Here is a 13,858-nt window from a genome sequence, read left to right as displayed (position 1 = left end):
CAAGCTATGATTAGTACTTTTTTTCTATACCTAATAGCTATCAGCTATCTTTTTTCTGGTTTAATTTCTTGGTTGGCTTTTGTAAAAAATATAAGTCACCGTGCTTCCTTTTCCTGTTGGCAAAATATTTTTGTTTTACTAGCTAGCTTGATAGTTTTAGTTACTTGGCCTATCTGGATCATTGCTGAAGCAAAAAAAGTTGATATTGAGGAAATAATGCCAGGGGTGACATCATCTACATAGACTAACTAAATATGTGTGTTGTGAATAGTAAAAATAGATAACTTTGATAAAGTTATGCCAAATAAGAAAAGACAATGTTCAGTGTTGTTACTCACTGGAATGCATCGATCTGGAACGTCTTTTACAACATCGTTACTGCAAAGTGCAGGGTTGAATATTGGGCAAAAATTAGTAGAAGCTGGTAATGGAAATGTCAAAGGTTTTTTTGAAAATGTAGATTTTGTCAGATTTCATGAAGAAGTACTGCGATCGCAAAATATAGACGAGATTGGTTGGACTTTAGAAGACAATATTCCAATTCAAGAACCTTATAGACAACAAGCTAAAAAAATTATTGGTAAAAATATCCAAACAAACATTTGGGGATGGAAAGACCCTAGAACAACGCTCTTTTTGGATTTTTGGATTGAACTACTTCCAGATGCTAAGTTTCTTTTTATTTATCGTTCACCCTGGGAAGTTGTAGATTCTCTTTATCGTCGCGGCGATGAAATATTTATGAATAATCCAGAGCTAGCAGTCAAAGTTTGGATACATTACAATCAGAAAATATTGAATTTTTTTGATAAATTTCCCGACCAGTGTGTACTAGCTAGTGTTTATAGCATAGTTGGTCAAGCAGAAGAGTTTATTCATAAAATTAATAGTAAATTTGACTTGGATTTAACCAAACCTGCTGCAGAAATTTATGACCGTTCTCTGCTTTATACACAAACAGCAGATCCTCATAGACCTACTCTCATTGCTTATTATTTTCCTGAAGCAATCAATGCATATGAGGAACTTAATAAAAGAGAGATATTGGGGGGCAGTTCTCCTGATGAAACATTACTTGAACAGAGTAAGGAAACACCAAAAGAGGAATGGGCTTTTCAGGATTGGATCAAAATTAGACATTTAGAAAAAAAAATTAAAAGTCTCCGCTTTGAACTAAAAAAACGTACAAAAGTGACTTGATTTCGATGGTTTTTTGATAAAGAGTTATACATCTAGTTAAGTCTTATTTTAATTATACTATATAGTCATAAACAAACAGTTTATTATCTTTATCAAATGACGCACCAAAAGATATTTTACTTCTGTTTTAGTGACAATCAATCATCTGGAGGTAATAAGGAAATATACAAACATAGCGAAATCCTCAATAAACATGGCTATGAATCATATATTCTACACACCACCACAAATTTTAAAATTACTTGGTTCAACCATAATGCAAAAATTGTCTATTTAGATACTTTTAATAAAATATTTGATAAACGACAAGATTTTATCGTATTACCAGAAGATGTAGGTAATGATATTCTTACTTTTCCTGGCAACAAAATAGTTTTTAATCAGAATATTTACTATGGCTTTCATATCTTTAATAAGAAAAAGCCACAGATGTATCCCTATCTTCATTCGGAAGTAAAAGGTACTTTAGTGGTTTCAGAGCACAATAAAAGTTACCTAAAGTTTGCTTATCCTCAATTAGATATTTTTAGAGTGTTTTGTGGAGTTGATGTAAATAAGTTTAAGTTTCGACCGTTAAAGAAAAAGAAAAAAAAGATAGCTTGTAATCCAGCAAAAAGACCATTAGATATTGCTATTCTTTACCATATCTTACAGTCTCGCACTGAACAAGAATTAAATAACTTGAGTGAATATGAATGGGTGTTTATTGAAGATAAGACTGAAATAGAAGTTGCTCAAATTATGCAGGAGTCGCTCATATTCATTTTCTTGAGTAAAGAAGAGGGCTTTCCACTAATGCCCTTGGAGGCGATGGCTTGTGGGTGTTTAGTTTTTGCTTACAATGTAGCACCTATAACTGAATATGTGCATCCTACATTTTTATTCAATCCTGGAGATTTCTTGGAGATTGCTAAAACAATAGAGGCAATCACCCAATGTCCAGCAGCCATTGAAAATTGGGAAATGATTAGCGAGATTGGCAGAGATACTGCTTTACAGTACTCCTTGCAACTAGAAGAAGAAAGCGTTGTCAAAGCATGGGCTGAAATTTTGCAGAAGAATAGTGCTTCATGCTCGCTACTGTGATAGCAGGTAGCACACTAAACTTGCAGTAAGAATTAAATGATACTTATTCCTTTGCTTATCGCGATCGCATTGAAGTGACAATTTGAGCAACAACTGCAACCAAATCGTATGGTTCTATAGGTTTGGGTAGATGCTTTTGAAATCCAGCTGCTAGTGCCCGTTGTCGATCTTGAGTGCTAGCATACGCAGTAAGTGCGATCGCCGGAATTTGTCCGCCTTCTGGAAACATAGACCTAATTTGGCGTATTAGTGCGTAGCCATCAACTTGAGGTAGCCCAATATCAATGACAAGTAAATCTGGCTGGAAACGAGGTATTGTTTGCAGCGCATCAATTGCAGTGCTTACTGTAGTCACATCAGCTTGATACTGTTCAAGCACAAAACTCACAAACTCTTGTGTGCCCGCGTCATCTTCTACAACTAAAACTTTGGTATGACTTAAGTTGAAGTTTGATTGAGGCTGTTCGGTATTGACTAGTAACTTTTGAGAAGATGTGATTAGCGGTATTCTGACAGTAAATGCTGAGCCTTGCCCTACACCAGGACTTTGTACTGTCATTGTTCCTCCGTGGGCTTCGACGATTTGGCGAGAGATTGCAAGTCCTAACCCCAAACCTCCAAAACTGCGCGTAATTGAACTATCTTCTTGACGAAAACGGTCAAATACATAAGGTAGGAAATCAGGATGAATGCCTTGTCCGGTATCACAAACAGTAATTTGAGCATAATGCTCTACACGTTCGAGTTCCACCTGTATACAACCTTTTTCAGGAGTGAACTTAATTGCATTGGAAAGCAAATTCCAGATGACTTGTTGTAGCCTACCTGCATCACCTAGAACCTTCCCTACTGTCGCATTTAGTGTTGATTTAATCTGAATTGACTTGGCTTCTGCTGCAAGGTGAACGGTTTCTAGCGCATCTGAAATGGGAGTCACTAAGCTCACAGCGGTTAAATTGAGCGTTAGCTTACCTTGAATAATACGTGATATGTCAAGCAGATCGTCAACAAGTTGCGCCTGACGTTTGGCGTGTTGCTCAATACTTATTAATGCTTCTTGCAGCTTTGCTGCAGGTAAAGCGTTTGATTGTAAAAGTTTTGACCAACCGAGAATGGGAGTCAGTGGCGTTCTAAGTTCGTGGGAGAGTGTCGCTAAAAATTCATCTTTAACTCGGTTTGCAGCTTCGGCTTCGCTGCGCATTGCTTGTTCGCGTTGGAGAAGGCGATCGCGTTCTTGTTCCATGCGTTTGCGTGTAGTGATTTCGCGCTGAATCGCAATGAAATGAGTAATTGATTGGTTGACATTACGGATTGGGGTAATATTCCATTCCACAAAAAACTCTGTACCATCTTTGTGATAGTTGATTGCTTCGCCGTGGAATGGTATCCCGTCTAAAAGGTGCTGACGTAGATCATCGAGTACGCGGCGATCAGTGTTGGTTCCTTGCAGTAAACGGGGAGTTTTGCCTATCACTTCTGCAAGCGCATAACCTGTCATTTGGCTAAAGGCTGGATTGACAAAGACAATTTCCGGCCCTGGAGGATCGAGTTTTTCTGTAGTAATGATAATAGAATCGCGCGACTGCTGTACTGCAGATACTAGCAGCCGGATTGTTTCTTCATTGACTTGGATGTCTCGTAAAGCCGTACTTAATTCCTCTAGTGCTGTCGTAATTTGACTTTGCTGTTGTGAGGGTAATAAGCTGGCGTTCTGTTGCAGTTCACTCATGCGTGTATTGACATGCTGAATCTGCTTAATAAACTCGTCTCCGTTCACTGGAATGGTATTTTAATTTACGTTCACTCTTTATTGTGAACTATTGTAAACAAGATTATAAGCTCAAGCATTACCACCAAGATAGATTTTAACTAAGTGGGTGAAGATAAATCTGACTTCAAGGCGCGTTAAAAGTTTTGAGTTTTGAATTTTCTTAACTCATAACTCCCTGTTACCCATGACCAAATTAACCTCAATTATCAGCGCTGACTCCAACTAAAGCAGGTTCTGGTTGTTCGACTTCTCTAAACATGGGTGTACTTAAGTAGCGTTCGCCAAAACTCGGTTGAATCATCACAATCAACTTTCCGGCATTTTCTGGGCGTTTGGCAACTCGAATTGCTGCTGCTAAAGCTGCCCCAGAGGAAATGCCTGATAACAATCCTTCTTCGCGCGCTAAACGGCGACCGTAATTTATGGCATCATCGTCTTTGACTGTGATAACTTCATCAATCAAGTCTGTACGTAAGATTTCTGGGATAAATCCCGCACCAATTCCTTGAATTTTGTGTCCTCCAGGATTGCCACCAGAAAGCACTGGGCTAGCAATCGGTTCTACAGCGATCGCCTGAAAACTTGGTTTACGTGCTTTGATAACTTCAGCTATTCCAGTCAGCGTACCGCCTGTTCCTACACCGGAAACCAGAATATCGACTTCACCATCAGTATCATTCCAAATCTCTTCGGCAGTTGTCTCGCGATGGATTTGAGGGTTTGCCGGATTGCGAAATTGTTGTGGCATGAATGAATTAGGAGTTTTCGCCGCAATTTCTTCTGCACGGGCGATCGCACCTCGCATTCCTTGCGTGCCTGATGTCAGAATCAATTCCACACCATAAGCTTTGAGCATTGTTTGCCGTTCTATACTCATTGTATCAGGCATCGTTACAATTAACCGATAACCTTTAGCGGCTGCTACCATTGCTAAAGCAATACCCGTGTTACCCGAAGTCGGCTCTACTAGTACGGTTTTTCCAGGTTCAATTAAACCAGCTTCCTCAGCTGCTGCAATCATACTGACACCAATGCGATCTTTGACAGAAGCAGCGGGGTTCATTCCTTCTAACTTGACCACAATTCGTGCAACACACTCTTCTGAGTGCGGAATTCGATTGAGTTGCACTAAGGGTGTTCGACCAACTAATTGAGTAATATCTTGAGCAATTCGCATCGTCTTATAGGCTCTATCAGCCCCAGCTTAACAGGTAGTTCTATTATACTCCGGTTCTCCGATAGGTTTTTAGTGTTTTAATGCTTGCTTTGGATTTCTTTCTATGTCATACTTTGAATTGCTCAAAGAAATAAAATACGATATTCCTACCAAGATACCGTAGATTAGAATAAGAGAAGATACCCAGAATCAGCAAAAAACTTTGTCAAAGGAAACAAGGAGTGGCACTAAGCGATCGCTATTGCCACCACAAAGCTTGAGAAGCTTGGACTTGTAACGATGTGACAGCAGCGCAAGCAGATGTTGGGTGTAATTTTGCCGCAAGAGAAACGATCAAAAAAAGCTAACTATGCTCCTTCAAGATGTCGCACCAAAAACAACAGACAGCTTTGATTTAGACAACCTGAATCAGCGCTTTGCCAGTGTTCATCCAATTAATATCCTGGCATGGTGCTTAGAAAACTTGCGCCCAGGTTTAGTTCAAAGTAGTGCTTTTAATGTTAATGGTATGGCAATTATGCATATGCTGTACCAAATTGCTCCCAATCCTCCAGTGCCAGTTTTATTTCTGGATACGCTACACCACTTTCCAGAAACATTGGTGCTTGTGCGCGACGCTCAAAAGCTTTATGAATTAGATTTACACATTTATCGAGTTCCTGATGCCGACTCGCGGGAAAGTTTTGCGGCGCGCTACGGAGAATCGCTGTGGGAAAAAGATTTTGAAAAGTACCATTACTTAACGAAAGTTGAGCCACTGCAGCGGGGCTTGCGCGAGTTAGGTGCAACGGCTTGGATTACCGGAAGACGCCGCGATCAATCGTCAACGCGATCGCAAACTCCAATTTTTGAACGAGACAAACACGGACGCCTGAAGATTAACCCGTTAGCAAGTTGGACACGCCAGGATGTGTGGAAGTATGTCATGAGACATAGCGTTCTTTACAATCCACTACACGATCGAGGTTATCCGAGTATTGGCGACGAACCAACAACAACACCAGTAGGCACTGGTGAAGATGAACGTGCAGGACGTTGGCGAGGTATGGGGAAAACAGAATGTGGTATCCATCTATAAATTTAACTTTGACACGTAAGATTCATATGCCACCAAGGCGATCGCGTTTATCGTACTACTACTGACAACTAGCTATGACTACTGTTGTTGCGCCTCAGTCTTCTCATCTAACATCAAGATTTGCACGTCGCAGTTTTCTGCCATTAAAGCGCGACCACCTCTGGTTCGTCAAAACAGGAGCAGTTCGCACTTTAACTATTTTTGAGGAAGGAACATACGTTACATTGGGATTATGGGGACCAGGAGATGTTGTTGGCAAGAGTTTATCACTAGCTGACCCTTTGTATATTGAATGTTTAACTCCTGTAGAAGCAACCTTGTTACCAGCCGACAATCGGCAAGAAGTTGTGGAAGCAATGGTTTTACACATTCAACGCTTAGGGGAGTTGATGGAGATCTTACACCGCCGACAAGCGGAAACAGCACTTTTGCACTTACTGGCTTGGTTAGCTAAACGGTTTGGTCAAGAAGTTGAGCAAGGACAACTTATTGATTTACGCTTAACGCATCAAGACATTGCCGAACTGGTTGGACTAACTCGCGTCACAGTCACAAGGCTACTGAGTAACTTTGAAAAGCAAGGCATTATTCAGCGCCAAGGTCGGCAATTTATTATTCTACCAGATCAACCACCGTTCTGGCACTACGAAATTTAAAGAGGCGTAGGGAAAATGGCTGAACTTCACCAAAGCAATCAAAATCATGCCTGCTGTGGACCAGGTTATGCCTCACCAGCAGCTGCAATGCAAGCTGAACAAGAACATCTGCTGTATACAATCGCCCTCTACACCGGTACAGGAATTGAAGAACCTGATTACTTAGCAACGATTGACGTTGACCCCAAATCCCCAACATATTCGCAAGTGATTCATCGTTTACCGATGCCGTATATTGGTGATGAGTTGCATCACTTTGGTTGGAATGCTTGCAGTTCGTGTCATGGCGATGCGAGTAAGTCGCGGCGCTTTTTAGTTGTTCCTGGACAGAGATCGAGTCGGATTTATATTATCGATGTTGCCGAGAAGCGATCGCCCAAAATACACAAAGTTATTGAACCTGAAGAAATTAAACAAAAGACAAATCTAACTGCACCTCATACTGTGCACTGTCTTGCTGACGGTCATGTGATGATTTCCATGTTAGGTGACGGTGAAGGGAATGCACCTGGTGGCTTCTTATTACTTGACGCCGATTTTGGAATTGCGGGGCGTTGGGAACAGTCTCCAGGAATGAAGTTTAACTATGATTTCTGGTATCAACCGCGTCATAATGTCATGGTTAGTAGTGAGTGGGGCGCACCAAAAACTTATTATCCTGGTTTTGACTTAAATGATGTTGCCGCTGGAAACTATGGTCATCAACTGCATTTTTGGGATTGGACAAAGCATGAAATTATCCAAAGTGTAGATTTAGGTGAGGAAGGTTTAATTCCTTTAGAAGTTCGCTTTCATCACGATCCTGATAGTACTCATGGTTTTGTTGGTGCAGCATTAAGTAGTAATGTATGGCATTGGCACAAACTCAACGGACATTGGCAAGTCGAGAAAATCATTGATGTTCCAGCAGTTGATGTTGAAGGTTGGCAAATTCCCGTACCATCGCTGATTACCGATATTTTGATTTCAATGAGCGATCGCTATCTATACTTCTCCAACTGGCTGCATGGCGACATTCGCCAATATGATATTTCAGATCCAGGGAATCCCCAGTTAACAGGTCAAGTATGGTGTGGTGGCTTGCTAGGTAAAGGTGGAGAAATCCAAGGACATCAACTGCAAGGCGGACCACAAATGCTGCAACTAAGTCTTGATGGTAAGCGGCTTTATGTCACCAATTCGCTATTTAGCACTTGGGACAACCAGTTTTATCCAGAACTTGCAAAGAGTGGTTCTTATATGTTGCAAATTGACTGCGATACAGAAAATGGCGGTTTAAAAATTAATGAAGACTTTTATGTAGACTTTGGTCGAGAACCTGTAGGTCCATCGCGTGCCCACGAAATGCGCTATCCTGGCGGAGACTGTACTTCTGATATTTGGGTATAGCTAATATTAGTTTGAAGAAAGTTGCATAAAAAGCTTCTCCTGTCAAGGATTTCAGATATTTTTTTGGCTAGCAACTTAGCCAAGGGTCATGGCAATGACACCAGCAAGAAACCTGAAGAAAAGAACAAATTTTTTGTCTTGAGATTTTATGAGGAATAAGCAATTGCACAAAGCGATCGCAACTTTTATAAAATAGAACTTTAAAATTTAGCGATATCCTGGGTCACTTTCTTCTGGGCTAGCGCCTCTGAGTAAAGAATTATTTGGTGAATCTGGTGTTGGAGTAGTTTGCTCAGTAGTACCTGTAGATGTAGGATTTGAAATTGGTTGTTGGATAGAGTTAGTCCCTGATGGAGAAGGTTGCGGAACCGAACTATCAACAGACGTTGGCTTTGAAACCGATTGCTCAATATTAGGGCTAGGAAAAGCCGAAAGAGGGCTTTGGTTTGGTTCTGCGGGCTTGTAGAAGCCTAGCAATACTGCTGAAGTACGAAAATATCGCGTCCACTGCTGAATTCCTAGTTGCTTTTGCCAGTCAGCACGAGAAATTCTAGAAGATAGAAGTGGAACTTGCTGTCCATTGCGCTCACCTAAAATATGAACAGAAACTTCAGTGACGTTATCTTCAGCAAATCCTTGATCAACTAGGTTTGTCGCTAAAGACTCTGCTTGTTGCATCAATGTTGCAAAAGTTTGATGAGGCTCAGATTTTAGCGTGTGATTTATTCTCATCACTTCTGCTGCTGCTGGAGCAGCTAGTATACTCCAGCAGAGTAAAGATGCACCTAGAATATTCCAATGACGTATATCCATTGCTGTTAATGGAATAATAAATGAATGGGGAACGACTTACCAAGTTTAGGATAGATAGCAACTGCTTCAATTTCAATTAACCAGTCTGGATTAACAAGTCCCGCAACCGCAAGTGTTGAACGTGCTACTTTTACAGGATTTGTCGGGTTGTTAAAGAATTGCGCGTAAGCATCAAACCAACCTTGGTAATCAACGATGTTGTTTTGGAAGGGGTCAGCTACAAGGTAAACACGAAGATAGATGACATCCGATAAACTCAAACCGGATTCCTGTAAAAGCGATTGAATGCGCTCTAAAGTACCAACTGCTTGAGTTTTGGTATCTCCATAACGCTCGCGGCTACCAGCTGGTGCGTTTGGATCTATCACTGGTGGCACTGTACCACTCGTCCAGTAATAAGCCTTAATGGGAGGAACCGCAACAGCCGAAGAAATTGGCGATTCGGGTGAACCAAAAAATGTCACCATCCAAGGTGCCGTTTTTACTGCTGCTTGCACATCAACACCAAGAAGACCTATTAAAAGTATGCTGACACAAAGACTCAGAATTAACCAACGACCTAGTTTGAAAACTCGGCTAAAATATCGCTTCATTGCTCTTGTTTCCTTGTGATTACTAATGCTTGCGAATTAAGTTAAGAAGTGTTTTCATCAACTTTCCTTGACATGGACTATGCCAAGGCATTGATTTTGGCAGTAACTAAACGCGCTGATTCAAAAGCACCCGCCATCCATCCAGTAAGATAGCTGAGATGTTCTCCGGCTAAGTAGATATTGCCGTCGGGTTCGTTTAGTCTGGGATAGTATTGCGTTCTGACGTCAGTGGTGTAACTTGCCCATCCCCCTAAGCTGTAGGGAATGTTTGACCAGAAAAGGGCAAGACCGTTTTCAAAGTGATTTTTATATTGAGGATGAATTTTACTGCCTTGTTCTATAGCTAAAGAGACTCGCTCTTGGGGTGACAATGCCCCTACATTAGCTGCAGCAGAACCAAAGTTGTAATATCCCAACATGACACCCTTACGAGAAAGATAATCATTCGAGGGATACCAGATTTGATTGATATCTTGGTTAGTCCAGCTAATTCCACCAAAGATATTTTCGTCTTCTTCCCAGAAGCGGCGATTGAACTGCAAGCCACTCTTACCAGTCACAGCATAAGCGACACTGGCGATCGCTTCTTTCATATCTGGGGAAAAATCTGAGGGAATATCTCTCAACACTGATAAAGGAATTGTACAGATGCAATAATCGCCGCGAATACGACGTTGTCCAGAGCGATCGCTATAGACAATACCTACCCCATCAGGTAATTTACGAATTTCTTTAACAACTGCCTCGTAATTAATCGAGTTACCCACACGGCGTTCAAAAGCTTTAGCGATTTGATCCATTCCTCCAACAGGTTGGAACATAGTCATCTGCTGATCGAAGCCCCATTCAAACACTTCATTACCAGCAAAACCTAGTTGAAGCAACGCACTCAAATCATAGGGATCGGCAACTTCTCCTGGTTGTAAGCCTGCACCTTGTGGTGTGGCATAGCCACGACGGCTTGATCCTTGGTAAAACAAGTCAGGATCGAGACCGCCATATGTGCGTAAAAATTCAATCAGTCTTTCTTTATCTTCCGTTGTTAGCGATGCATTGAGCGCGTTTTGATTGATGCTTTTGGCAAGGAGTTCAGAGATATATCCGCGCATATCAGTAACGGCTTCGCGGACATGAACTTTTTGTCCTGACAAAGGACCAGCGTTTTCTTGATAAAAATATTGTTGGCGACTCAGGTTAACAATAACTTCTAGCTCAACACCAAGTTCTTTGCAGTAGTCTATCGTGACATGGTGGTAAGGAATTCGCGCAGGTCCAGGATTGAAATACAAACCGCGATCAAATTGCACTGTTTGCGTTGTGCCATTGATTTCGGTTAATGTGTCACCGCTACGCAACGTCCAGCATCTACCCCCAGCACGCGATCGCGCTTCTAAAATGACGCATTCATAACCTACCTTACCTAACTCATAAGCCGCAGCCATTCCTGCTAAGCCTGCACCAAGAATAATCACGCGCTTGCGACTACCTCGGCGCTGCAATCGAAAGGGTCCCGTTTGGGATGGTACCTGTGCAGTAGCTGGTTGTTCTAGTAAATCCAAAGCTTTCATTGCAGCATATGCTGAGCCTGCTGACGCAGCAACTGCCGTTATGAAGTCTCTTCTCTTCATAAACTGCCCTTCACTATTTTCTTGCAAGCGGATACCTAAATTAGGCATTTTCCGCTAGGAATCTTTTTGCAGCAGATTGCTGCACTCGACTTGATATGACAAGACAATATATGTATTACTGGTGAAAAAGTGTCTTTTATTTAACAGTTTTTCTATAAAAATCAATCGTTGTTACCAAATATCTGTTCCAGTTTTTTGTTAAAAGAATATTTTTTTATTTCTGTTTTAAAACTACGAAAATGTTATTTCTGAGACAGTTTATTAGGATGAAAAACTGATTCTATAGAACGTTTACTTCTTACTTTTTATAGATTGGTTGACTCTATAAATACATAGTTATAATTAGATAACTATTGAAGTGGACATATTTATAATCAAAGATGTAAAATGCTATACTTATCTGAGTAAATCTAAATAAGATTGATAATTATATTTACTTGCAAGTAAATAGATCTATGTTAGACTTACTCAAGTTAACTATCTGTTTTGCTTTGAGATTGCTATACATTGTAGAAAGTTTGCATGGTTGCGTTGTATTGTGCGATCGCTACATCTTGAGTCTTTAAGTCATAAGTTTCACGATGTAGTACTGCTGATTGTGACAGTCGTGATTTAATTGTTGCAGCGACTTCCTCTGGATGGTTGCGCACTGCACTGATATATACAGTTCCTAAGCCGAGTGATTCAGATGCAATTGTGGCAATAGCGCGATCGCAATCACTCAGTTAGGTTAATTGTCACTTTTACTTCCTTGTTTAAATACGCCAAGTGAGCTTTCGCTGAATGCTAAAAGCTCACATATTTTATAGGTGTATTTTGTCTAAGTTTGAAAACAGCGATCGCCTCAAATGATACATTTACTTGTAAGGCGTGAGTTTAACAATTATTGCCTGATCTGTTACATCGAGGTTAATTGTCTTGCCGTTCATAGTAGTGTTGTACATTGACATATTGCCTAAATCGTCTAGAAAGTAGACTGTAGCATTGCTAATTGGTGTATTCAATTGAATCTGAGTTGGCATTTGTGGAGGTTCAATTTCTCGCACTGGAACACTCGTTGTATCACCGTTAGAAATATCATGCCATAGTACTAAATAAAAATCACCATCGCGTTTTTGTAGAAGTAAAGACTTAACATATTTTCTGCGATTGTATCCCTCTGGTGAAGTAACATTCAGCGTGTAATCTAAAGAACTCAAGTTGAAATTTGTTCCTGGATCTTTTAATAGCGCAATTACATTTTTTAAGGCAGTATATGCCGGTTTTGGGCTGAGATCGTTGCGGAGTAACCCAAAATTAGCTTCCCGATTTCGAGGTGCGTCCCACTCATCAAGAAATTCGTAAGAACAAGTACGAGCAATACCTTTACGGAAGTACTCTAAGAATAACCTTGGCATATATTTGCCATGCATCTTTTCAGAAATTCCATGTTTAGTTTGAGTTGTGAAGTAGCCTGTTTCTGTAGCTGCCATTGGTTTAGAACCAAAGATGTGCTTTGTCATATCAAAAGCATAAGGCCATTCATCAATATTTACTGAGGGAAAATTGCCGTGCCAGTGATATTTATCAATTGTATTGTAACTAGATGGATAGCTAAATGAATTACCTCCATAAGGATAAGGGTGAAAATTCCCCCAATCTACGTATTCACTTAAATCTCCCAAAGGAGGTTTATTTGTGTAATTGTAAGTGTGTCCTAGTGACGGTCCAATAACTTTCACGCTTGCTGTAGCTGGATCGCTTTTTAAAGCTGTCCAAGTATCTTTTGTCATAACAGTGGCATATTTTGCCCAATATAGTGGAGAACTTGGGTCATTATTTACTTTTTGCGTATCGGTTGAACGCCAGTAATAGCCACCATGCAGATTGTGAAACAGATCAATCTCATTAAGAACTTCTACAGCATCAATGACATTTGTTCCAACTTTGTTTTTAACAAAATCATTAATCGTATAGTTTGGTGTAATTGCCCAATAAGTAGAATTAGGGGCAACTCCGGCTTGAGGATTCATGATGTATGTAGTCTTAATTCCTACAGCAGCCAAATCTTTCATTTTGGCGATGATATCTTCTCTACTACCACCGTCACGAATGTGACGAACGCCCATCTCTATTAATTTTTGTTTAACAGTGTTGTAGCCCTGTACATAAGGAGTATCAGTGTAACCCAAATGCGTATTGACACAAATACTATTGACAAAAGAATCAGCACTTTGAGCTGTTACCAATGCCGCTTGAACTGGAATTGAGCTATTTATGCAAGTAAAAGTCGTAAGTGCAACTACGAAATTTGGTAGTGTTTTTCCAAACTGATTTACAATATTATAAAGTGACATTGTATTTCTCTAAATAATAAAAAAAGTAGTAAAATGGGTTGTAGCTCTTATAAATAAAAGCAGCATACAAAATAAAGTTTAATTATTAAATTAAGTAAAGGTATGAGAAATTATTTTGTAGTATGTTAAAA

12 protein-coding genes and 1 pseudogene are annotated in these 13,858 nt (G+C 40.3%); 6 read left to right on the top strand and 7 right to left on the bottom strand.

Annotated elements, in window-relative coordinates; all coding sequences use genetic code 11:
- The first annotated feature begins 6 nt into the window (after positions 1 to 6).
- The 3 genes from CSQ79_RS27485 to CSQ79_RS07085 all read left to right on the top strand — a co-directional run bounded on the left by CSQ79_RS27485 (position 7) and on the right by CSQ79_RS07085 (position 2,286).
- Positions 7 to 243 carry a hypothetical protein gene (locus tag CSQ79_RS27485; protein ID WP_099700481.1) on the top strand — a complete coding sequence of 79 codons (237 nt, stop codon included), beginning with the start codon at positions 7 to 9 and terminating at the stop codon, positions 241 to 243.
- A 54-nt stretch (positions 244 to 297) separates the two neighbouring features.
- Complete coding sequence (locus CSQ79_RS07090) at positions 298 to 1,200, top strand: sulfotransferase family protein (protein WP_099700480.1); 903 nt, start codon at positions 298 to 300, stop codon at positions 1,198 to 1,200.
- Positions 1,201 to 1,296: 96 nt separating this feature from the next.
- Positions 1,297 to 2,286: a glycosyltransferase gene (locus CSQ79_RS07085; protein ID WP_099700479.1), complete on the top strand. Its 990-nt coding sequence runs from the start codon at positions 1,297 to 1,299 to the stop codon at positions 2,284 to 2,286.
- Between the two features lie 55 nt (positions 2,287 to 2,341).
- Here the strand turns inward: CSQ79_RS07085 and CSQ79_RS07080 are convergent, their stop codons facing one another.
- Complete coding sequence (locus CSQ79_RS07080; RefSeq protein ID WP_099700478.1) at positions 2,342 to 4,015, bottom strand: hybrid sensor histidine kinase/response regulator; 1,674 nt, start codon at positions 4,013 to 4,015, stop codon at positions 2,342 to 2,344.
- Between the two features lie 241 nt (positions 4,016 to 4,256).
- On the bottom strand, positions 4,257 to 5,234 hold the full coding sequence (gene cysK, locus CSQ79_RS07075) for a cysteine synthase A (RefSeq protein ID WP_099700477.1): 978 nt from the start codon (positions 5,232 to 5,234) through the stop codon (positions 4,257 to 4,259).
- A gap of 349 nt (positions 5,235 to 5,583) precedes the next feature.
- Between cysK and cysH the strand changes: the two genes are divergently transcribed.
- From cysH to CSQ79_RS07060, 3 genes are all read left to right on the top strand, one after another.
- Positions 5,584 to 6,312, top strand: a complete 729-nt coding sequence (gene cysH / locus CSQ79_RS07070; RefSeq protein WP_099700476.1) for a phosphoadenosine phosphosulfate reductase — start codon at positions 5,584 to 5,586, stop codon at positions 6,310 to 6,312.
- 74 nt (positions 6,313 to 6,386) lie between these two features.
- A complete protein-coding gene (locus CSQ79_RS07065; RefSeq protein WP_099700475.1) occupies positions 6,387 to 6,968 on the top strand; it encodes a Crp/Fnr family transcriptional regulator in 582 nt (193 codons plus the stop codon).
- A 15-nt stretch (positions 6,969 to 6,983) separates the two neighbouring features.
- On the top strand, positions 6,984 to 8,357 hold the full coding sequence (locus CSQ79_RS07060; protein ID WP_099700474.1) for a selenium-binding family protein: 1,374 nt from the start codon (positions 6,984 to 6,986) through the stop codon (positions 8,355 to 8,357).
- Positions 8,358 to 8,564: 207 nt separating this feature from the next.
- Here CSQ79_RS07060 and CSQ79_RS07055 read toward each other — a convergent pair whose 3' ends face one another.
- The 5 genes and pseudogenes from CSQ79_RS07055 to CSQ79_RS07035 form a co-directional block, all read right to left on the bottom strand.
- On the bottom strand, positions 8,565 to 9,170 hold the full coding sequence (locus tag CSQ79_RS07055; protein WP_099700473.1) for a superantigen-like protein SSL4: 606 nt from the start codon (positions 9,168 to 9,170) through the stop codon (positions 8,565 to 8,567).
- Positions 9,171 to 9,175: 5 nt separating this feature from the next.
- The gene (locus tag CSQ79_RS07050) at positions 9,176 to 9,763 is read right to left on the bottom strand and encodes a RidA family protein (protein ID WP_099700472.1); all 588 of its coding nucleotides are present in this window, start codon (positions 9,761 to 9,763) and stop codon (positions 9,176 to 9,178) included.
- 77 nt (positions 9,764 to 9,840) lie between these two features.
- Entirely contained in the window at positions 9,841 to 11,391 is a 1,551-nt protein-coding gene (locus CSQ79_RS07045) for a flavin monoamine oxidase family protein (protein WP_099700684.1), read from the bottom strand.
- A gap of 509 nt (positions 11,392 to 11,900) precedes the next feature.
- Positions 11,901 to 12,092: pseudogene (locus CSQ79_RS07040) on the bottom strand (NADPH-dependent oxidoreductase); the annotation flags it as partial.
- 156 nt (positions 12,093 to 12,248) lie between these two features.
- On the bottom strand, positions 12,249 to 13,727 hold the full coding sequence (locus CSQ79_RS07035; protein WP_099700471.1) for a hypothetical protein: 1,479 nt from the start codon (positions 13,725 to 13,727) through the stop codon (positions 12,249 to 12,251).
- Between the last annotated feature and the right edge of the window lie 131 nt (positions 13,728 to 13,858).

The sequence above is a fragment of the Gloeocapsopsis sp. IPPAS B-1203 genome, from assembly GCF_002749975.1.
GTDB lineage: Bacteria > Cyanobacteriota > Cyanobacteriia > Cyanobacteriales > Chroococcidiopsidaceae > Gloeocapsopsis.
Note: the sequence above shows the minus strand (reverse complement) of the source record. Positions and strands in the feature narration are given on the sequence as shown.